Source organism: Pedobacter sp. KACC 23697, assembly GCF_045348445.1.
Taxonomy (GTDB): Bacteria; Bacteroidota; Bacteroidia; order Sphingobacteriales; family Sphingobacteriaceae; genus Pedobacter.
In genome coordinates, this window is record NZ_CP157485.1 from 3,978,436 (window position 1) to 3,999,228 (window position 20,793).

A 20,793-nucleotide genomic window follows, 5' to 3' on the forward strand; every position below is an offset into this window, starting at 1 on the left:
TTTCCCCCTCCGTGCAAACCGTGTTTCCGTGGCTACTCTATTTTGCACAAAATAACTAATTTTTATCCGTTAAGCGCCTCTTTAATCGAAAATCAGTAATTTGCGCTAAAATTTTCCAGTAATTATGAGCAATAAACTTAAAATTGGCATCAGTATAGGCGACGTAAACGGCATAGGTTTAGAGGTAATCATTAAAACATTATCCAATCCTGCCATTTTAAATTATTGTACTCCAATTGTTTATGGCCATACCAAAGTTTCATCTTTTCATAGAAAGGCGAACAGCTTAGGTGATTTCAGCTTTAATGTGGTAAATAGTGCCAACCAGGCATTGCCAAAAAAGGCCAACATGATCAACTGCTGGGAAGAAGATGTAAAAATTGAATTGGGTCAGGTTACCGCAACAGGTGGCAAATATGCACTATTATCATTAGAGCGTGCAACAGCCGACCTGGTAAACGGCGATATCGATGCTTTGGTTACTGCTCCAATTAATAAACATAATATCCAATCCGAAACTTTTGCTTTTCCGGGCCATACCGAATATCTGCAGGAAAAAAGTGGCAGTAAAGATGTCTTGATGTTTCTGATCAGCGAAAATTTACGAGTTGGCGTGGTAACCGGCCACATTCCGGTGAAAGATGTTCCAACGTCAATTACGAAAGATAAAATTGTAAATAAGTTAAAACTGATTAACGAAAGTTTAAAAAAAGACTTCTGGATCGAAAAGCCAAAAATTGCTGTTTTGGGCTTAAACCCACACGCCAGCGACAATGGCTTATTGGGTACAGAGGAAGCAGAAATTATTACGCCGGCCATTCAGGAAGCTTACGATAAAGGAATTGTATGTTTTGGTCCATACCCTGCAGATGGATTTTTCGGCAACGGCAGCTACAAACAGTTTGATGCCGTTTTGGCCATGTACCACGATCAGGGATTAATTCCTTTTAAAACATTGGCTTTCCATAATGGTGTAAACTATACCGCCGGTTTAAACTTTGTCCGTACCTCTCCCGATCATGGAACAGGTTACGATATTGCAGGTAAAAATTTAGCTGATTCAACTTCATTTACCGAAGCTTTGTTTTCGGCCATCCACATTGTCAAAAATCGTCGCGAGCAAGAGGAGATGTTGGGCAACCAATTACGCACAGGTGGAAAAGTGGTTGAAACGCAGTTTGATATTAAAGATGATGCTTCTTAAGGTAGAAGGTTTTTAAAGAACTTGGGGTCGGAAGTCCGAAAGTCAGCAGGACCGAGGATTAGATGTTTAAAGAGCGGGCCCAAAATTGCAGGAATTATAAAAATAATAAAATGAAATCCCTATCACCCATCATCAAACCCGAAGAATTAACCTGGTTAAACCAGGATGATGAAATCGTCATGATCGATGCCAGCGCAGGATCAAAAGCCAGGTATGATGAACAACATCTGGCCGGAGCACTTTTTGCCGATGTAAATGAAGATTTAGCCAACATTGGAGATTTTGCAATTGGTGGCCGCCATCCTTTACCAACCCCTGAACAGTTTTCCGCTGTGTTGCAAAAACTCGGGATTACTGAACACAGCCATGTTATCGTTTACGATGATAAAAACGGTGGTAACGCAGCAGCGAGGTTATGGTGGATGTTGAAGGCTATCGGTCATGAAAAGGTGCAGGTAATTGATGGAGGATTTCTGGCAGCTGTTAAAGCAGGTTTTCCGACTACAGATAAAATAGAAATTCCAAAATCTGTTTCGCCTTACGCAACAAAAGAATGGGCTTTACCGCTGTCTGACATCAATGAAGTTGAAAAGGTAGCCAAAACGGACGATTATATTGTAATTGATGTGCGCGATGCAAATCGTTTTGCAGGCCTCACCGAGCCTATCGATTTAGTTGCCGGACATATTCCGGGCGCAGCCAATATTCCTTATACGGAGAATCTAGCCCCATCAGGCGCTTTCCTTGCCCCTGAAATATTAAAAGAAAAATACGAAGAAGCCATGGCGCAGGTGAGGCCCGAAAATGTGATTGTACATTGTGGCTCAGGTATTACCGCTTGCCATACCATTTTAGCCATGGATTATGCAGGTTTACCAATCCCAAAACTTTACGTGGGCTCCTGGAGTGAATGGAGCAGAAATAATAAGGAAATGGTTTTGGCCGGCTAATACCGTAATACTTTACAGCTTTTAATGGATAAGGCCTAAAAATCAAGAGTTAACATCAACAATTTTTAAAAAAACATTTTAAATCTAATATTTTATCCCTACATTTGCAGGCTAAAATTTTACAGTACTTTGAACTCATTAAAACAATTTTCATTACCGTTTACCGGCTTAAAATTGGGAACTCATCAGTTTGATTATGAGCTTGATGACCGCTTTTTTAACGCATTTGAGTATTCGTTAATTAAAAGCGGAAATTTAAAAGTAGACCTGGAACTTGATAAACAAGAGACCATGTTGCTGCTAAAATTCAAAGTTATCGGTACAGTTAATTTAGATTGCGATAAATGTTTATCCGAGTTTCCCTTGCCGATAAATCTTTATGAAAGGCAAATTGTAAAGTTTGCTGAAGATGAACTGGAGAGCGATGATGAAGAAATTATTTCGTTAAGCCGTAAAGAAACCGAGATTGACATATCTGGTCCTTTATACGAAATGATTAATGTTGCGGTACCTTACATCAAAAACTGCGAACAGGCAGGTAAAGATTGTGATCAGGAGATGATTGACCGGTTAAATCAATTATCGATCGAAAACCAGGCTGAAGAAAATGAACAAACAAGCGACCCACGTTGGGAAGCCCTTAATAAGTTAAAAAAATAATTAGATTATACACCAATGGCACATCCAAAACGGAAAATCTCGAAACAGAGAAAAAATAAAAGAAGAACACACTATAAAGCTGTTACCCCTTCTTTAGCAACATGCTCGGCAACAGGTGCTATCCACGTACCTCACCGTGCTTACAACGTTGATGGTAACTTATACTACAACGGCAAACTGGTTATCGAAAATACTCAGATAGGGTAATTTTCTTAAAAAATTGTTTGTGTTTTCAGCGGCTTTAGTCATACCTTAGTCAACTGAAAATTCAGGATTACACCTGACTAACACAAACAGATTTTTTCTATGAAAATAGGCCTCGACATAATGGGCGGAGACTATGCTCCCAAAGCAATTGTTTTGGGAGCAATAGCTGCTCATCAATCGCTTAACGCCGGAGAGCATTTAGTTCTTATTGGCGATACCGAACAGATTAAACCCATTCTGGCAGAAGAGGGGTTCAATCCAGATCATTTTGAATACGTTCATACTGATGAAGTAATTGGTATGGGCGAACATCCCACCAAAGCAATCGTTCAGAAACCAAACTCGAGCATAGCTGTTGGTTTTAACCTTTTAAAGGAAGGTAAAATCGATTCTTTCGCAAGCGCTGGTAACTCTGGAGCCATGCTGGTTGGCGCAGTTTTTAGCGTTAAAACCATTCCGGGCATTATCCGCCCTTGTTTATGTACAATTCTTCCGAAAATTAAAGGCGGTACGGGCCTCTTATTAGATGTAGGCGCAAATGCCGACTGCAAACCTGATATTTTATTACAATTTGGCGTTTTAGGCAGTTTATATGCAGAAAACCTTTTGCAGATCAATGATCCGAAAGTTGCCCTGATGAATATTGGTGAAGAAGATGAAAAAGGAAATATGCTAAGTATGGCTACTTTTCCGTTAATGAAAGAAACCAGCCTCTTCAACTTCGTTGGAAATGTGGAAGGTAGAGATTTATTTAACGATAAGGCCGATGTAATTGTGTGCGATGGTTTTACCGGAAATGTGATGCTAAAATTAGCCGAATCATTTTACGTGCTTACCATCAAAAAGGGACTAAAAGATGAGTTTTTCGATCGTTTTAATTATGAACAATACGGTGGAAGCCCAGTTCTAGGTGTTAACGCTCCTGTGGTCATCGGGCATGGAATTTCCAGTCCGCTGGCTGTTAAAAATATGGTTCTACAATCCAGAGAAATGATTACTACCGGATTGGTAGAAAAAATTAGAATGGCATTTAAATAATTTATTAAAATTCTTAAAATGAGTAAAATTCACGCTGCTATTACAGCAGTAAATGGTTATGTCCCAGACTATGTGCTTACAAACGCAGAGTTAGAAACCATTGTTGACACTTCGGATGAATGGATTACCAGCAGAACGGGAATTAAAGAACGTAGAATTTTAAAAGGAGAAGGTTTAGGCACTTCCGATATGGCTGTTCATGCTGTAAACGGCTTGCTTAAGAAGAGAGGAATTGATGCAAAAGAAATTGAACTGATTATCTTTTGCACCACTACTCCGGATTTTACTTTCCCTGCAACAGCAAACGTTTTAGCAGATAAAGTTGGCGCTACCAATGCCTGGGGTTATGATTTACAGGCCGCTTGTTCTGGGTTTTTATTTGGTCTTTCTACAGGTGCATCATTTATCGAATCAGGCAGACATAAAAAAGTTTTAGTAGTTGGTGGTGATAAAATGTCTTCAATCATCAATTATGAAGACCGTACCACCTGTATCATTTTTGGCGATGGCTGCGGCTGCGCTTTGTTAGAACCGAATGAAGAAGGCTTCGGTATCCAGGATTCTATCCTGAGAACTGATGGTGCCGGAAGAGATTTTTTGGGCATGAAAGCAGGTGGTTCTGTTAAACCTGCCACACACGAAACCGTTGATGCAAGAGAGCATTTTGCGCATCAGGAAGGGCCAACCGTGTTTAAATTCGCGGTAACCAATATGGCCGATGTTGCTGCCGAAATTATGGAGCGCAACAGCTTAACTGCTGATGATGTTGCCTGGTTAGTACCTCACCAAGCTAACAAACGCATTATAGACGCCACTGCGAACCGTATGGGGGTTACAACCGATAAGGTGATGATCAACATCGAACGTTACGGAAATACAACCAACGGAACAATTCCCCTATGTTTATGGGAATGGGAAAGCAGATTGAAAAAAGGCGATAACATCGTTTTAGCTGCATTCGGTGGTGGCTTTACCTGGGGTTCGGTATACCTTAAATGGGCTTACGACACAAAATAGTCAGAAGTCTTTAGTCGGGATTCCGAAGTAAAGGTACCGCCCTAATAAAAAAATCAAACAAAAAAAGTATAACTTAGTTAATTCAATAAACACTATTTTTTACATAACTAGCCTAAAAAATGGATATCAAACAAATACAGGAACTGATTAAATTTGTTTCTCGTTCTGGAGTAAATGAAGTTGCTATTGAGCAGGAAAACTTCAAAATCACGATCAAAACAAACCAAGCACCAACAGTTGTGCATGCTACCGTACCACAGGCTCCGCTTGTACAGGCTGCTGCTCCTGTTGCCACAGCTCCTACTGCCCCAAGTGCTGCAACACCTGCTGTACCTGTTGCAGAAGACACTTCAAAATACATTACCATTAAATCGCCAATGATCGGTACTTTTTACCGTTCAGCTAGCCCAGAAAAACCAATGTTTGTTAATGTTGGTGATGAAATTAGCGCAGGTAAGGTAGTTTGTATTATCGAGGCAATGAAACTTTTCAATGAAATTGAAAGCGAAGTTTCAGGCCGTATCGTTAAAATATTGGTTGATAATGCATCACCAGTAGAGTACGACCAACCGTTATTTTTAGTAGAACCTATTTAGAAGCTGATTTTACAGATTATTGATTTGATAGATTTTGATAATGCTTACGCTTCGGATGTGACCTAGCTAACCGAAATAACGTAAAATTATGATGATCTTACAACAAACTCAAAAAATATAAATGGTTCGTGGCTACACGAACCATGGCATTTAATTTAAATTTGGTTATGCCGGTTACATTATGCTAAATAATCAGCGTAACCATATCATCGGCATAATCATCAATTAAAAAATTATGTTTAAAAAAATTCTAATTGCCAACAGGGGTGAAATCGCTTTGCGTATTATCCGTACCTGTAAGGAAATGGGCATTAAAACGGTTGCTGTTTATTCTACCGCAGATCGCGAGAGTTTACACGTACGTTTTGCTGACGAGGCTGTTTGTATTGGCCCGCCGCCAAGTAAAGATTCTTATTTAAATATCCCAAATATTATCTCGGCTGCAGAACTAACCAACGCCGATGCCATACATCCAGGTTACGGCTTCCTGTCAGAAAATGCCAAGTTTTCTAACATCTGCAGAGAGTATAACATCAAATTTATCGGTGCAACCCCAGAGCAGATTAATGGTATGGGCGATAAAGCCTCGGCAAAAGAAACCATGAAAAATGCCGGTGTTCCAACCATTCCAGGATCGGAAGGTTTGCTTACCAGCGTTAAAGAAGGTATTGCAATTGCCAACGAAATGGGCTACCCGGTTATCCTTAAAGCTACTGCTGGGGGTGGTGGCCGTGGTATGCGCGTAGTTTGGAAAGATGAAGACTTCGAAAACGCCTGGGATAGTGCGCGTCAGGAATCTGGTGCAGCATTCGGCAATGATGGTTTATATTTGGAAAAATATATCGAAGATCCACGCCACATTGAAATCCAGGTTATCGGCGATCAGTTTGGCAAAGCCTGTCACTTATCAGAACGCGATTGTTCAATCCAGCGCCGTCACCAGAAATTGGTAGAAGAATCTCCTTCTCCATTTATGACTGACGAACTCCGCCAGAGAATGGGTGAAGCAGCAATTAAAGGAGCAACGGCTGTAAATTATGAAGGAGCTGGCACAATCGAATTTTTGGTTGATAAACACCGTAACTTCTACTTTATGGAGATGAATACCCGTATACAGGTAGAGCATCCGGTTACCGAAGAGGTAATCAACTTCGATTTAATTAAAGAACAGATTAAAGTTGCGGCCGGTATTCCGATTTCCGGTAAAAACTATACACCTGAAATGCACGCGATCGAGTGCCGTATTAATGCTGAAGATCCGGCAAATAACTTCCGCCCTTCTCCAGGAAAAATTACCAATTTCCACTCTCCGGGTGGTCATGGCGTTCGTGTTGATACGCATGTTTATGCAGGATATTCAATTCCATCCAACTACGATTCAATGATCGCTAAGTTGATCTGCGTAGCACAAACACGCGAAGAAGCCATCTGCACTATGGAACGTGCTTTAAGTGAGTTTGTAATTGAAGGGATAAAAACCACCATTCCTTTCCATTTACAATTGATGAAAGACCCTAATTTCAGAGCAGGAAATTTCACTACCAAGTTTATGGAAACCTTCGAGTTTTCTGAAGGATAATAAAGTTTTTCACATTTTTAATTATAAAGGCTGTTCAAAACACTTGAATAGCCTTTTTTATTTCACAAAGATTTTATTTCAACAGACAAATATCTGATCATTAAAAAGTTACCACGTTGCTGTAGCGTTTAATTAATGGGTTACGTTTAATCACAAAACATTCAAAACATGAAAAAAAATCTAACTAACGCACTACTTATTCTACTTGCTTTTGGGCTATTTACTTCTTGCAAAAAAGATGAGTATGAAACCATCCAAATTGTAAAAATAATTTCCGCGAAAGAAATGAGGGCTTTGCCTACAGGGCTTACCAAAGCTACCCCAGCTAAAAAAACCGGAAAAATATACATTTACAATGATTATCTTTTTATAAATGATCCTAATGAAGGCATACACATTTACAACAATGCCAATCCAAATGCGCCTGTAAATATGGCTTTTCTGAAAATCCCTGGCAATGTAGATTTGGCGATCCACAACAATATTCTTTATGCCGATAATTTTATTGATTTACTGGCTTTTGATCTATCTAACATGAACAATATTAAATTGATTAAAAGGGTAACCGATGTGTTCAGTCAATTCTATAATCCAGGTACCGAAAAATATATTTATACCTATAAAGATACAGTTGTAAAAAAACAAACTTATAAGAAAGAGATGTACTATACTGTTAACAGTACTTCTTCATCTCAAGGTGGTTCGGGACAAGGCGGTTCGATGGCCAGGTTCACCCTGATGAACGATTATTTGTATACCGTTGGCATGAATAACTTAAAACTATTTAATGTTAAGACCGCATCAGACCCAACATTTTTAAAGGCAATCAGTTTAGGTTGGGGAGTAGAAACCATCTTTCCTTATGATAATAAGTTATTTATAGGCACCAATAGAGGCATGCATATCTTTAGTGCCAGCGATCCGGCCAATCCTGTTCAACTATCTACCTATAGCCATATCTTTGCCTGCGATCCGGTAGTTGTACAAGGTAAATATGCTTATGTTACCTTACGTACGGGCAATATGTGCAGGCAAGCCAGTAATCAGTTGGAAGTTGTAGACATAGAAAATCCTACCAAACCGAAACAGATAGCGGTTTATCCGATGCAAAACCCGCATGGCCTAAGCACCTCTGGTGATCATCTGTTTCTCTGCGAAGGTAACTATGGAATAAAAAGCTTTAATATTGCAGATAAAACCAAAATAAGCGACAACATATTGCAGCATCTGAACAATATTAAAAGTTTTGATGTTATTGCCGGCCCTAAATCTTTAATCGTGACAGGAGAAGACGGGGTATATCAGTTTAATTATAACAATGCGGCAAATTTAAGGCAAATGAGCATCATTAAAAACCAATTGTAAGACCGTTTCCTTACCAAGACTTCTCCTTTTTACAACGTATTTCTCATAATAATATAAACTATTTCTATATTTAACACGTAAATACCATTCTATTCAAATAGAATGGTATTTTTGTTTTCAACATGAGCGACACTAAAAAAACTTTACTTACAAAAGCTATCGGTCAAAAGAGCACCAATTTAGAGGCAGAAATGTCTTTTTTCGATCATTTGGATGTTCTCCGTAAACATTTAATCAGAGCCGTAATTGCCATTGCCGTTTTTACGGGTATCGCTTTTTACTTCAATGAAGAGATTCTGGATAAAATAATTTTTGGACCTAAAAAACCTGATTTTTGGACTTATCGTATGATGTGTAAACTGGTAGAGCAGTTTCCATCATTGGGTAAAGATATGTGTATCACCAAAATTAATGGTGAAATTATCAATACCGAGATGGCTGGCCAGTTTAATCTTCAGTTAAATGTTTGCGTAATGTGCGGTATTGTGGTTGGTTTTCCTTACTTGTTATGGGAAATATGGCGTTTTATCAAACCGGCACTGCACGAAAATGAACGTAAATCGGCCAGTGGCTTTGTATTCTTCGCCTCTGTACTTTTCATTGTTGGTATCTTTTTCGGATACTTTATAGTATGCCCGCTATCGGTTAACTTTTTAACGGGTTATACGGTAAGTGCCGAAATCAAAAATACATTTACAGTCGATTCTTACCTGTCTTCTGTTGCAACCCTTACTTTAGGCACGGGGATTATCTTCGAACTTCCGGTTATCATTTTCATTTTATCCAAGCTCGGTTTAATGACCCCAAAACTGATGCGTGCAAGCAGAAGGTATGCCGCCGTAATTATTTTAATTATTGCTGCTATTGTAACACCTACACCAGATATCATGACAATGTTGATTGTAGCTACTCCATTATTCCTGTTGTATGAGCTGAGTATTTTTGTTTCAGCCTACATCGAAAGGAAGAAGAAAAAGGCTGAAGCTGCATTCTACGCAAACTAACAAAAACATTACGAATAGAATTCACAATCTCTATACATTTGACAATGTCTGGTACAAAAATAAAAATTGCCATTGGCGCGGATCATGCCGGATTCGAATACAAAGAATTATTAAAAGATTTTTTACAAGATTACGAAGTAAAAGATTTTGGCCCTTATACTGCAGATTCTGTGGACTATCCTGATTTTGCACATCCCGTTGCCAGTGCTGTTGAAAATGGAGAATTTACCTATGGTATTTTACTTTGCGGCTCGGCCAACGGTGTGGCCATAACAGCCAACAAACATCAGGGCATTAGAGCAGGTTTGTGCTGGGAAAAAGAAGTGGCTTCACTGGTACGCCTACATAATAATGCTAATGTACTTTGTATCCCGGCCCGTTTTGTTTCTGTAGCCGAAGCTAAACAAATTACCGAAACCTTTTTAACTACAACATTTGAAGGTGGCCGCCACCAAAATCGGGTTGAAAAAATTTCCTGCTAACCAGATCTCTACTAAAATTATCATCATGAACAAAAAGTTTTTAACCCTAGGCTTGGCAACACTTGTTACAGCAAGTTGTTTTGGCCAGATTAAACCACTCCCGGCCAATAAAGATGCCATCAAATTTAGCAAAGCCATTAATCCTGAGCAAGCCTATAAGCACCTTTCAGTTTTGGCATCTGACGAGTATGAAGGTCGCGAAACAGGTACTAAAGGCGCCTGGATGGCCGCAGATTATATCCGTGATTATTTTAAATCGATTGGCTTAAAAGGTCCGGTTAATGGCAGTTATTTTCAGAAAATCAACTTAGTAAATGTTACTTTAAAAGAAAGTCACGTAACTGTTAACGGTCAGCCGAAAGAATATCAGAAAGATTATATTGTATCACCAAGTTTAATCAGCGATAACGGTTTCACTTTTTCTACTGATCAGATTGTATTTATTGGCTACGGGATCAAAAAAGACAGCTATAACGATTTTGCCGGAACTGATATTAAAGGCAAAGTGGTGATGATGTTTAACGGCGGCGACCCAACCATTAAACCTGGTACACGGGTTGACAGGGCTGCTTACCGTGCCATGTTAGAAAGCAGGGCAAAATATTTTGCGGAAAATAATGTTAAAGCCATTATCCTGATCGACCCAAGTGTAGATAGAATTACCGAAAACACGAAACAGGCTCAAAATAACGGCCGTGTTATGGTTAAAACAAATGCGGCTATTGAGGCGCAGAAACAAAATGAAACGCCACGTATTTCCATCTCTGTAGCCCTTGCAAACGATTTGTTAAAATCAGCCAATACTACAGTATCCGATGTACAAAAGAAAATTACTGAAAGCATTACACCTGCTTCGCAAGTATTAAATGTTCCTTTTTCAGCAAGTGCTGCCAAAAACGAAGCATCGGTTAGGTGTGAAAACGTTTTGGGTTACTTAGAGGGATCTGATCCTATACTCAAGAAAGAAATATTAATCTTAACTGGTCACTACGATCATATTGGTTTAGAAACTGATCCAAATGCAAAAGATAAAGTTAACAATGGAGCAGATGATGATGGGTCGGGTACTACCGGTGTTTTATTAATGGCAAAAGCTTTTACTGATGCCAAAAAAGCAGGTAAAGGGCCTAAACGCAGTATTTTGTTTATGACAGTGGTTGGAGAAGAAAAAGGCCTTTGGGGTTCTGAATGGTATTCTGAGCATCCTGTTTTCCCGGTTGCCAATACCATTGCCGATTTAAATACCGACATGATTGGCCGTACAGGTGAAGAGTATTTAGGTAAACCCGATTCGGCAAACTACATTTATTCGGTAGGTTCAAGGATGTTAAGTAGCGACCTGGCAAATTTGAGCGAGCAGGTAAATGCTACTTACACCAAAATGAAACTGGATTATAAATATGATGATCCGAAAGATCCTGAGCAGATTTATTACCGCTCAGACCACTACAACTTTGCCAAATTAGGCATTCCGATTATTTTCTATTATGATGGGATGTTACAACAGGATTACCACAAACCAGGTGACGAAGTAAGTAAAATTAATTTCCCCTTACTCGCCAAAAGAGCAAAATTAACCTATTATACGGCATGGGAGCTGGCCAACCGCACTAAACGCCCGGTAGTAGATATGGATGGAAAAGGAAATCCGAAGAAATAATATTCAAAATACTCAGCCTCAACGGAATGTTGGGGCTTTTTTATACACATTACTTTTGGTGCCTGCATAAATTCCTATCTTTGGTTTTTAACGAAGTAATACCAAACTAAAAGCGGTTATTCTTCGTTACCCCTATAATAAAATTGCCATTGATGAAAACTGCCGAGGAATTTTTAGAGAAGTCTGATGAGAAAGCTTTCGATTTACCACATCGTAAAACCATAAATTATAATATTGGTAAATACAATACAGCAGTTGAACGTGGCTTATCTAAATTCGAAAACCTCGAAGCTTCTAAAAAAAAGGCCCACGTTATTAAATGGCGGGTAATGGAAAACCTCGATAAGTTCTTACCGGAATTTGAATCGAATTTTCAGCGCCGGGGCGGTAAGGTAATCTGGGCAAACGATGCTGCAGAAGCCCAGGCAGAAATTCTCAATATCATTAAACGAAACAATGGTAAAACGGTCATCAAATCTAAATCGATGACGACAGAAGAGATTCACCTGAACGATTTTCTGGAGCAAAACCATATCGAATCGCTGGAAAGCGATCTGGGTGAATATATTGTTCAGTTATTGGGCCAGGCGCCATACCACATTGTTACCCCTGCCATGCACTTAAGTGCTACAGATATTGCCCGGTTATTTCACGATAAATTTGGTACCCCGATTGATGCCACGCCACCGCAACTGGTACAAAAAGCAAGGGAACTACTCAGAGATAAATATTTGAATGCTGATATTGGCATTAGTGGGGGCAATTTCCTGATTGCCGATACCGGAAGCATCGCCATTACCGAAAATGAGGGCAATGCCAGGTTAAGCACTACTTTCCCTAAAATACATATCGCCATTGTTGGTATAGAAAAGATAATTCCTTCTATGGCCGACCTTGATCTGTTCTGGCCTTTACTGGCCTCGCACGGTACCGGGCAAAACTTAACCGTTTACAATAGTATATTAAGTGGTCCCCGTCAGCCAAATGAAACGGATGGACCCGAAGAAATGTATGTGATCCTGCTCGATAATGGCCGCACCAATTTACTGGCACAAAAAGAACAGCGGCAAGGTTTGTACTGCATTCGCTGTGGCGCCTGTTTAAATGCCTGTCCGGTATATAAAAATATTGGCGGGCACACTTATAATACGACATATAGCGGCCCTATTGGTTCGGTAATTACGCCACATTTAAAGGGTATGGAAGAGTTTAAGCATTTGAGCTATGCTTCCAGTCTCTGCGGAAAATGCTCGGAGGTTTGTCCGGTAAAAATCGATATCCATAAAATGTTATTGCTCAACCGCAGAGATGCTGCAGCTGGTCATGAGAATGGCAGGAAGGAAGAAATAGGCTGGAGCATGTTTAGCAAAATGATGCAAAAACGTAATTGGATGGACTTCTTTGGCGGAAAATTTAAAAACTTTATGCTCAAAACCTTCTTCAAAAAGAGTTGGGGCAAATATCGCGAAATGCCAAAAGTTGCAGATAAATCTTTTGCAAAACAGTGGGAAGAATTAAAGAAAAGTCGGGAGTCCTGAATCAAGAGTCATTAGTTAAATCAACCAGATATGCATTTTAACCGAAGAGATAAAGACGACGAATTCTTATTGAATTTATATAAGAAACTGCTTTATCCCCGGATGGTAGAGGATAAAATGCTAAAATTATTACGCCAGGGCCGCATAGGTAAATGGTTTTCGGGGATTGGCCAGGAAGCCATTGCTGTGGGCAGTACAATGGCTATGCAACCTGAAGAATACATTTTACCCATGCACCGCAATTTAGGTGTGTTTACCTCACGCAATATTCCGCTAAAAAAATTAATGGCCCAGTGGCAGGGCAAGTTAACCGGCTTTACCAAAGGCCGCGACCGATCCTTTCATTTCGGTACACAAGATTATAAAATTGTAGGGATGATTTCCCATCTGGGCCCACAGATGGCGCTTGCCGATGGCATTGCCCTGGCTGATTTACTATCGAACAGACAACATGCCACCCTCGTTTATACCGGCGAAGGCGCCACCAGCGAAGGCGATTTCCATGAAGCCATCAATGTTGCAGCTGTATGGAGTTTGCCAGTGATCTTTTTGATCGAAAATAATGGTTATGGGTTGTCAACGCCAAAGGCAGAGCAATACAGGTGTAAAAACCTGGTTGATAAAGCTATTGGTTATGGCATTGAAGGCCGGCAAATAGATGGCAACAATATTCTGGAGGTATATAATACCATAAACCAGCTGGCCATGGAAATCAGAAAAGATCCCAGACCTGTTTTAGTTGAATGCATGACTTTCAGGATGCGCGGTCATGAAGAAGCATCAGGCACCAAATATGTTCCGCAAGAACTTTTTGATGAATGGGAAAAGAAAGATCCTTTAAACAACTATGAAGGTTATTTAATTGAGCAGGGCATTTTAACAACAGATACCATTGCCGATATCAAAATCCAGTTTAAAAAAGATATTGAAATAGCTGTAGAAGAAGCTTTTGAAGAGCCGGAACCCGTTACAGATCCTGTTCGGGAAGAAATGGACATGTATTTTCCTTACCAACCCGAAATTATTCAACCAGGCGAAGCTGCTACCGAAAAACGATATCTGGATGCGATTAGCGATGCACTCGATCTCGCCATGCAAAAATACCCTAACCTGGTTATCATGGGGCAGGATATTGCCGGCTATGGTGGCGCCTTTAAAATTACGGATGGCTTTATGGCCAAATATGGAAAAAGCCGGGTGCGCAACACCCCTATTTGCGAGTCGGCCATAGTGGGCACAGGTTTGGGCCTGTCCATTAATGGTTATAAAGCTGTTGTAGAAATGCAGTTTGCCGATTTTGTAAGCGTTGGCTTTAACCAGATTGTAAACAATTTAGCCAAAACGCATTATCGCTGGGGCGAAAAAGCCGATGTGGTGGTGCGTATGCCTACTGGTGCCGGAACGGGTGCAGGTCCCTTTCACTCACAAAGCAACGAGGCATGGTTTACAAAGACACCAGGCTTAAAAATTGTCTATCCCGCATTTCCTGAAGATGCAAAAGGATTGCTATTGGCCGCCATTACCGATCCCAATCCGGTGATCTATTTTGAACATAAATACCTGTACAGAAGTTTAACTGCGCCGGTGCCAGATGGTTCTTACACTACCGAAATAGGGAAAGCCGTTACCATAAAAACGGGTGACCAGTTTACCATTATCACCTATGGTTTAGGTGTGCATTGGGCTTTGGAACATTTAAACAATTATATTGAACAAGAAGCAACCCTGGTTGATCTGCGTACGCTTCAGCCCTGGGATCAGGAAACAGTAAAAGAAGCTGTAAAAGCTACCGGACGGGTGCTGATTTTACACGAAGACACCCTGACCAATGGTTTCGGTGCCGAAATTTCAGCTTGGATCGGGGAGCATCTTTTCCACTACCTGGATGCACCTGTAATGCGTTGTGCAAGTTTAGACACTGCTATTCCGATGAACAAGGTGCTGGAAGATGATTTTTTGGCTAAGGCGAGATTAGCGGAAACAATTGATAAATTATTAAAATACTAATGCCAATCGTTATGCTGAGTTTATTTCAGCATCTCTCAGTAGAACCCTGAAACAAATCCAATAGCTATAGGATCAGGGTGACGGTGATTAAACATAAAAATAAATGGGTACTTTCAAAGTCAGCGGAAACATTGTCAATATCATAGAACAGAATATTTTCTTTGGTGAAATAACTGTTGAAGCCGGAAAAATAAAATCGATTATCAAAATTTCGGAAGAACAAGCCGGCAGCCCGTTTATTACGCCGGGCTTTATTGACAGTCATGTGCACATTGAAAGCAGTATGTTGATTCCTAGCGAATTTGCCCGCTTAGCGGTAGTGCACGGAACCGTAGCCACCATCAGCGATCCGCATGAAATTGCCAACGTTTGCGGCATGGAAGGTGTTGAGTTCATGATCGAAAACGGCAATACCGTACCCTTTAAGTTTAATTTCGGTGCACCAAGCTGTGTACCGGCTACTACCTTCGAAACTGCAGGCGCCGAGTTAAATCACGATGATGTTAAGGCGCTTTTAGCACGACCTGAAATTAAATACCTCAGCGAAATGATGAATTTTCCTGGAGTGCTATACAAAGATGAAGAAGTTTTAAAAAAGATTGCTGCTGCCCATCAGCTCGGTAAACCCGTTGACGGGCACGCGCCAGGCTTACGTGGCGATACCGTCCAAAAATATATTGATGCCGGCATTTCTACCGATCACGAATGTTTTACCGCAGAAGAAGCGCTGGACAAACTACAGCGTGGCATGAAAATATTGATCCGCGAAGGCAGTGCAGCCAAAAATTTCGAGGCTTTGATCCATTTACTGCATGACTGGCCTGAGATGATGATGTTTTGCAGTGATGACAAACATCCCGATGGTTTAGTCGAAAGCCACATCAACGAAATTTGCGCCAGGTCCGTAGCCAAAGGAATTGATGTATTTAAAGTGCTTCGCGCGGCTTGCATCAACCCGATCTTACATTATAAACTGGATGTTGGTGCTTTACAGGTAAACAATGATGCTGATTTTATCGTCATGGAAGACCTGATTAATTTTAAGGTAAAACAAACCTATATTAATGGCCTTTTATTAGCAGAAAACGGCAAAATGACAGGCAACTGGATCAAACACATAGCCAGTGCAGAATCTATTAACCATTTTGATTGCAGCCTGAAAAAGGAAAAAGATTTTGTTTATCCCTTTACCGGACAAGAAGAAATCCCTGTAATAGAAGCCTTAGATGGCCAGTTGATTACTAATAAAATACAGGCAAAGCCAAAGATTGAAAACGGCAATATCATTAGTGATGTAGCGAACGATATACTCAAAATGGTAGTGGTTAACCGCTACCACGATGCGCCCATTGCTGTATCTTTTGTAAAAAACTTTGGCTTAAAACAGGGAGCCATTGCTTCAAGCGTTGCACATGATAGTCATAATATTATTGCTGTTGGTGTCGATGACAAGAGCATCTGTGAAGCAGTAAATTTGGTAATTAAAGAAACTGGTGGTGTGGTAGCTTTAGGCCATGGAAAAGAAGAAGTGTTGCCGCTGCCGGTTGCCGGTTTAATGAGTAACCACAATGGTTACAAGGTTGCTGCATGCTATACCGCTATAGATCAATTTGCAAAAGATTTAGGTTCAACACTCCTCGCTCCTTTTATGACGCTTTCCTTCATGGCACTCCTGGTTATTCCACGCCTGAAACTAAGCGACAAAGGGTTATTTGATGGGGATGAATTTAAGTTCGTGTAGTACCTTGTCATTCTGATCGCAGCGAAGAATCTGTTCACTATTAATACTTCAAATGACGTTAACCTAATGATCTAAGGTATTTTCAAACGCAAAATGTAACTGCAGAGCTATGTTGCAAAAGATTCTTCATTGCATTCAGAACAACAGCAAATCAATATTATTCTATCACAAAAACCTCCGCCAAGGGATTAAATAAATACAACCGTTTATCATCTAAACAAATACAACGGTAACGTTTCCTGATACGCTCGCCTTTAGTAAAACGACGGCCATCTTTGATTTTAAAAGTGGTATTAATTGGCAATTGCTCTAAATGTAAAGTCTCCGTTTTATTGCTATCGTATTTTTTTAAAGCCCGCGATAAATGTAAATCAGAACAACTTGAGGCGGCAGGGTTCGACATATAACTATCTATCGCTTTATGAATATCCGCGGGAAATATATTCATATCAAAGAAAGGAACCATCATCCGCTGAAAGTTTTTCTTCCATTCAACTCCATGTGGTTTTACCTTATTCTTAAAATCATTCCAGGTTAACAAATGTGCAAATTCGTGCACAGTGGTTACCAGGAAAGCATAATGGTTGAGGTTAAAGTTAACCGAAATACGGTGGCCTTTGCCCTGGTAAGGATGACGGTAATCACCCAGTTTGGTAGAGCGGGTTTTAGCGATTTTAAATTCGCACTGAAAATAATCAATCCACTTGGCAATTAGCGGCGCCGCTGGTTCTGGCATGTACTGCGCTAAAACTTTAACTTTCTCCACGATTGCTAAGATAAATATTTTTGAGATTTAACCATAAAAGGCTCAAAGTTTTAAATGCAAAAAACAAAATTACCTTAGTTTTTTTACCACAGAGTGCATTGAGTTTGCACGGAGAAAATAGAGCGGTTTTTTCAACAATATTCATCTAAGAAATTTCAAGCATTATATAGCTTCTTTTAAATATTTTAATCTTCGAACGCATTACAGAACATCAGTATCCATTTACTATTCGTCTTATTCCATCCTTTAATCTTAGCACATTAAAATTCATTAATAATCCGAATCTATAACCACCAAGTTTCATATAGGTTAAAGTTTGAGCTAGATGAATATCACTGAGGCCCTCTATGCTTTTCAACTCAAGAACTAGCTGATTCTCCACTAAAATATCTATTCGGTAACCACAATCCAGTTTTACATCTTCAAAAACCAAGGGCATCATCTTTTCTTTTTCAACCTGAAAACCTGCATGATCAATTTTATAAAACAAGCATTCTTTATAGGCATTTTCAAGCAAACCCGGCCCAAGGGCATTATGAACATCAATTGCCAGCCCAATGATAGTCCTAGTTAATAAATCTTCTGCCATAAAAATCTGTGTACTCTGTGTTTAGCCTCTTTTTCTCTGTGGTAAAAAAAATTGATCCTTTGCGGTTAATAAGTTATTCTTCGGTTGGAAACAGCGACGCCAATACCATTTTTATCTCGCCGAAAGAATAATCTTTACCTAAGAAATCCCTGATCGTGGTCATCGATTTTGTTTTCTGACTTTCAACAGCTTCAGTTATGTTTTTGATTTTATTAGGTTTAACCAACTTCGTTACATCAAGTTGTTGTGTTGATACATAGTAAGCTAAATGGCCCTCAATGGTACCCTGCGAAAGGCCCCGCTCCTTTGCAATTTCAGTTAATGTTTTACCCTCGTTATACAGTTCAAAACTCAGAAGTTTAGTATCAGGCTTCGGCTCTTTCTTTTTCTTTTCCGTTGCAGTTTTCACTTTTAGCGCCATGCCTTTAAGGGTAATGGCCTTTTTCAATTGCGCCTCTCTTTCCACCACGTTCAAAAGTGCATCGGTATCGGCTTTACTAAATTCTTTGCCATCAATAATGGCTTCGAGCAATGCTTTACTTTTGTGGATTTTCTTCAACTGTTCATAAATCACAATCTCCAGTTCAAGCAATTCAGTCAGGTAAGTTTTAATCTGCTTTTCTTCTTTGATGGCTTCAATTTGTGCTAAAAATTTATCTGATACCTCTTTAATTAACGGACTGAAATATTTTACCGCAGCCTGCACCCGCTTGGATACATTGAACAAAGTATGCTCGGTTTGTTGGGCAAACAGGTTTTTAAGCTGATTGACAAAAGTATCAGCTGTCGCAGTAATTTTCTGAAAATCTTTATACAGATCCATCGTCCATTCGTCATAGCGCTGTTTGGTCGATTTAGCCTCACTTTTATCAAAAGTTTGCATGTGTTCCTTAAAATAATAGCGCACCATATTCAGATCAAAAGCTGATAACAGATAGGTTCTGATGAAATCGTAACTCTCTGTACTGATCTGTTGGTCAAGTACTTCGGTCGGCTGTTTGGTTTTAGAAAAATAATGAATGTTCTGGTCTTGCTGCAAACCACTTTCGCGCAAGTGCGAAGTTAACACCAGTCCTTTAAGCGACCGCAGGCGCGAAAGCGCAACATAAGCCTGCCCCGGGGCAAAAGCTTCCCCGATGTCGATAATTGCTTTATCAAAGGTTAAACCCTGACTTTTATGCACCGTAATGGCCCAGGCCAGCTTGATTGGATATTGCACAAAAGAGCCTGCTACATTTTCTTCAATTTCGTTCGTAGCCTCATTGAGTTTATATTTTACGTTCTCCCAGGTGTAAGGCGAAATCTGGATTACCGTTTTATCGTCAGGCAATTCAATTTCTACTACACCTTTTTCTATATGGTGCACAACACCTATTTTACCATTGTAGTAACGTTTTTCGGCAGTCATGTCGTTTTTAATAAACATAATCTGCGCACCAACTTTCAGTTCCAGACTTTTATCATTGGGATAAGCATATTCATTAAACTCACCTGTTACCTTCGCTTCAAAAAAATACGATTTAGTTTTCAGTTGGGTTAATCTTTCTCGGTTAATGCTATCGGCCTTATGATTATGTGTGGTTAAAGTGATGTAATTTTCATCAGCTGCAGGCTTAAAATCCTGTTTAAAATGCTGCTTAAGCAGTGCAGTATCTCCCGGAGTAATTTTATTGTTCCGGAGATTGTTCAGCAAGTCGATAAATACCGAGTCGTCCTGGCGATAAATTTTATCCAACTCGATATATACGGGCGGATTATTTTGCAGCGCCAATGCATCGAAGAAATAAATACTTTTATAAAACCCTGCCATGACCCGCCATTCGTCGTTTTTAACCACGGGCGGCAACTGGTGCAAATCGCCAATAAACAAGAGCTGTACACCTCCAAAAGGCACATTTTTACTCCTCCTGATGTAGCGTAGCGCAAAATCGATGGCATCCAGCATATCTGCCCGCAGCATACTCACCTCATCAATAACCAAAAGTTCCAGTTCCTGAATCAGGCGCCTTTTATTGCCCTGCATGTTTAAATGCCTGGCCAGCGTACGTGGCGTATTAAAGTTAAAACTAATCTGCTGGTTAATGATATTCCCCGCCGCATCAGGAAAAAAAGCGCCAAAGGGCAGCTGAAAAAGGGAATGTATGGTAACCCCGGCAGCATTGATGGCGGCTATACCTGTTGGCGCGCAAATCATCGCTTTTTTATGCGTCAGCTGAATCAGTTTCCGCAAAAAGGTAGTTTTACCTGTCCCCGCTTTTCCTGTTAAAAAAACGTGTTTAGAGGTATAATTCACAAATTTAGCCGCGATCTCAGCGGGCATAGAAGTTTCTTCTAATGTAGGCATCTGCAATAAAATTTTAGTTTGCTAAACAGGGAGGATAAATAAAGCT

The 20,793-nt window shown here is 40.0% G+C and carries 18 protein-coding genes; 15 read left to right on the top strand and 3 right to left on the bottom strand.

Going from position 1 to position 20,793, the window contains the following annotated elements; genetic code table 11:
- The first annotated feature begins 124 nt into the window (after positions 1-124).
- From pdxA to ade, 15 genes are all read left to right on the top strand, one after another.
- Complete coding sequence (gene pdxA / locus ABEG20_RS15960) at positions 125-1,204, top strand: 4-hydroxythreonine-4-phosphate dehydrogenase PdxA (RefSeq protein ID WP_406824277.1); 1,080 nt, start codon at positions 125-127, stop codon at positions 1,202-1,204.
- A gap of 110 nt (positions 1,205-1,314) precedes the next feature.
- Positions 1,315-2,154, top strand: coding sequence for a sulfurtransferase (locus tag ABEG20_RS15965; RefSeq protein WP_406824278.1), 840 nt, complete (start codon positions 1,315-1,317; stop codon positions 2,152-2,154).
- 129 nt (positions 2,155-2,283) lie between these two features.
- Positions 2,284-2,814, top strand: coding sequence for a YceD family protein (locus ABEG20_RS15970; RefSeq protein ID WP_406824279.1), 531 nt, complete (start codon positions 2,284-2,286; stop codon positions 2,812-2,814).
- Between the two features lie 15 nt (positions 2,815-2,829).
- A complete protein-coding gene (rpmF, locus tag ABEG20_RS15975) occupies positions 2,830-3,021 on the top strand; it encodes a 50S ribosomal protein L32 (RefSeq protein ID WP_025143959.1) in 192 nt (63 codons plus the stop codon).
- A gap of 99 nt (positions 3,022-3,120) precedes the next feature.
- Positions 3,121-4,059, top strand: coding sequence for a phosphate acyltransferase PlsX (gene plsX / locus ABEG20_RS15980; protein WP_184465512.1), 939 nt, complete (start codon positions 3,121-3,123; stop codon positions 4,057-4,059).
- Between the two features lie 18 nt (positions 4,060-4,077).
- Positions 4,078-5,076, top strand: a complete 999-nt coding sequence (locus ABEG20_RS15985; RefSeq protein WP_406824280.1) for a beta-ketoacyl-ACP synthase III — start codon at positions 4,078-4,080, stop codon at positions 5,074-5,076.
- Between the two features lie 119 nt (positions 5,077-5,195).
- Positions 5,196-5,672, top strand: coding sequence for an acetyl-CoA carboxylase biotin carboxyl carrier protein (gene accB / locus ABEG20_RS15990; RefSeq protein ID WP_090498268.1), 477 nt, complete (start codon positions 5,196-5,198; stop codon positions 5,670-5,672).
- Between the two features lie 235 nt (positions 5,673-5,907).
- The gene (gene accC / locus ABEG20_RS15995; RefSeq protein WP_406824281.1) at positions 5,908-7,251 is read left to right on the top strand and encodes an acetyl-CoA carboxylase biotin carboxylase subunit; all 1,344 of its coding nucleotides are present in this window, start codon (positions 5,908-5,910) and stop codon (positions 7,249-7,251) included.
- Positions 7,252-7,419: 168 nt separating this feature from the next.
- Positions 7,420-8,616, top strand: a complete 1,197-nt coding sequence (locus tag ABEG20_RS16000) for an LVIVD repeat-containing protein (RefSeq protein ID WP_406824282.1) — start codon at positions 7,420-7,422, stop codon at positions 8,614-8,616.
- Between the two features lie 122 nt (positions 8,617-8,738).
- The gene (tatC, locus tag ABEG20_RS16005) at positions 8,739-9,620 is read left to right on the top strand and encodes a twin-arginine translocase subunit TatC (RefSeq protein ID WP_406824283.1); all 882 of its coding nucleotides are present in this window, start codon (positions 8,739-8,741) and stop codon (positions 9,618-9,620) included.
- 44 nt (positions 9,621-9,664) lie between these two features.
- On the top strand, positions 9,665-10,102 hold the full coding sequence (rpiB, locus tag ABEG20_RS16010; protein WP_406824284.1) for a ribose 5-phosphate isomerase B: 438 nt from the start codon (positions 9,665-9,667) through the stop codon (positions 10,100-10,102).
- A gap of 25 nt (positions 10,103-10,127) precedes the next feature.
- Positions 10,128-11,762: a M28 family peptidase gene (locus tag ABEG20_RS16015; RefSeq protein ID WP_406824285.1), complete on the top strand. Its 1,635-nt coding sequence runs from the start codon at positions 10,128-10,130 to the stop codon at positions 11,760-11,762.
- A 149-nt stretch (positions 11,763-11,911) separates the two neighbouring features.
- Positions 11,912-13,300 carry a LutB/LldF family L-lactate oxidation iron-sulfur protein gene (locus ABEG20_RS16020; protein ID WP_406824286.1) on the top strand — a complete coding sequence of 463 codons (1,389 nt, stop codon included), beginning with the start codon at positions 11,912-11,914 and terminating at the stop codon, positions 13,298-13,300.
- Between the two features lie 30 nt (positions 13,301-13,330).
- Positions 13,331-15,307, top strand: a complete 1,977-nt coding sequence (locus ABEG20_RS16025) for a thiamine pyrophosphate-dependent enzyme (protein ID WP_406824287.1) — start codon at positions 13,331-13,333, stop codon at positions 15,305-15,307.
- Positions 15,308-15,410: 103 nt separating this feature from the next.
- On the top strand, positions 15,411-17,048 hold the full coding sequence (gene ade, locus ABEG20_RS16030) for an adenine deaminase (RefSeq protein ID WP_406824288.1): 1,638 nt from the start codon (positions 15,411-15,413) through the stop codon (positions 17,046-17,048).
- 157 nt (positions 17,049-17,205) lie between these two features.
- Here ade and ABEG20_RS16035 read toward each other — a convergent pair whose 3' ends face one another.
- The 3 genes from ABEG20_RS16035 to ABEG20_RS16045 form a co-directional block, all read right to left on the bottom strand.
- Positions 17,206-17,814 carry a SprT-like domain-containing protein gene (locus tag ABEG20_RS16035; RefSeq protein ID WP_406824289.1) on the bottom strand — a complete coding sequence of 203 codons (609 nt, stop codon included), beginning with the start codon at positions 17,812-17,814 and terminating at the stop codon, positions 17,206-17,208.
- 211 nt (positions 17,815-18,025) lie between these two features.
- The gene (locus tag ABEG20_RS16040; RefSeq protein WP_406824290.1) at positions 18,026-18,403 is read right to left on the bottom strand and encodes a GxxExxY protein; all 378 of its coding nucleotides are present in this window, start codon (positions 18,401-18,403) and stop codon (positions 18,026-18,028) included.
- Positions 18,404-18,476: 73 nt separating this feature from the next.
- Positions 18,477-20,747, bottom strand: coding sequence for a helix-turn-helix domain-containing protein (locus ABEG20_RS16045; RefSeq protein WP_406824291.1), 2,271 nt, complete (start codon positions 20,745-20,747; stop codon positions 18,477-18,479).
- Positions 20,748-20,793 lie beyond the last annotated feature (46 nt).

Coding starts and splice junctions, on each gene's coding strand:
- accC (WP_406824281.1), top strand. CDS start 5,908: ATGTTTAAAAAAATTCTAATTGCCAACAGGGGTGAAATCGCTTTGCGT.
- plsX (WP_184465512.1), top strand. CDS start 3,121: ATGAAAATAGGCCTCGACATAATGGGCGGAGACTATGCTCCCAAAGCA.
- ABEG20_RS16025 (WP_406824287.1), top strand. CDS start 13,331: ATGCATTTTAACCGAAGAGATAAAGACGACGAATTCTTATTGAATTTA.
- ABEG20_RS15965 (WP_406824278.1), top strand. CDS start 1,315: ATGAAATCCCTATCACCCATCATCAAACCCGAAGAATTAACCTGGTTA.
- ABEG20_RS16000 (WP_406824282.1), top strand. CDS start 7,420: ATGAAAAAAAATCTAACTAACGCACTACTTATTCTACTTGCTTTTGGG.
- rpiB (WP_406824284.1), top strand. CDS start 9,665: ATGTCTGGTACAAAAATAAAAATTGCCATTGGCGCGGATCATGCCGGA.
- ABEG20_RS16045 (WP_406824291.1), bottom strand. CDS start 20,747: ATGCCTACATTAGAAGAAACTTCTATGCCCGCTGAGATCGCGGCTAAA.
- ade (WP_406824288.1), top strand. CDS start 15,411: ATGGGTACTTTCAAAGTCAGCGGAAACATTGTCAATATCATAGAACAG.
- ABEG20_RS16040 (WP_406824290.1), bottom strand. CDS start 18,403: ATGGCAGAAGATTTATTAACTAGGACTATCATTGGGCTGGCAATTGAT.
- ABEG20_RS16015 (WP_406824285.1), top strand. CDS start 10,128: ATGAACAAAAAGTTTTTAACCCTAGGCTTGGCAACACTTGTTACAGCA.
- pdxA (WP_406824277.1), top strand. CDS start 125: ATGAGCAATAAACTTAAAATTGGCATCAGTATAGGCGACGTAAACGGC.
- rpmF (WP_025143959.1), top strand. CDS start 2,830: ATGGCACATCCAAAACGGAAAATCTCGAAACAGAGAAAAAATAAAAGA.
- ABEG20_RS15985 (WP_406824280.1), top strand. CDS start 4,078: ATGAGTAAAATTCACGCTGCTATTACAGCAGTAAATGGTTATGTCCCA.
- tatC (WP_406824283.1), top strand. CDS start 8,739: ATGAGCGACACTAAAAAAACTTTACTTACAAAAGCTATCGGTCAAAAG.
- accB (WP_090498268.1), top strand. CDS start 5,196: ATGGATATCAAACAAATACAGGAACTGATTAAATTTGTTTCTCGTTCT.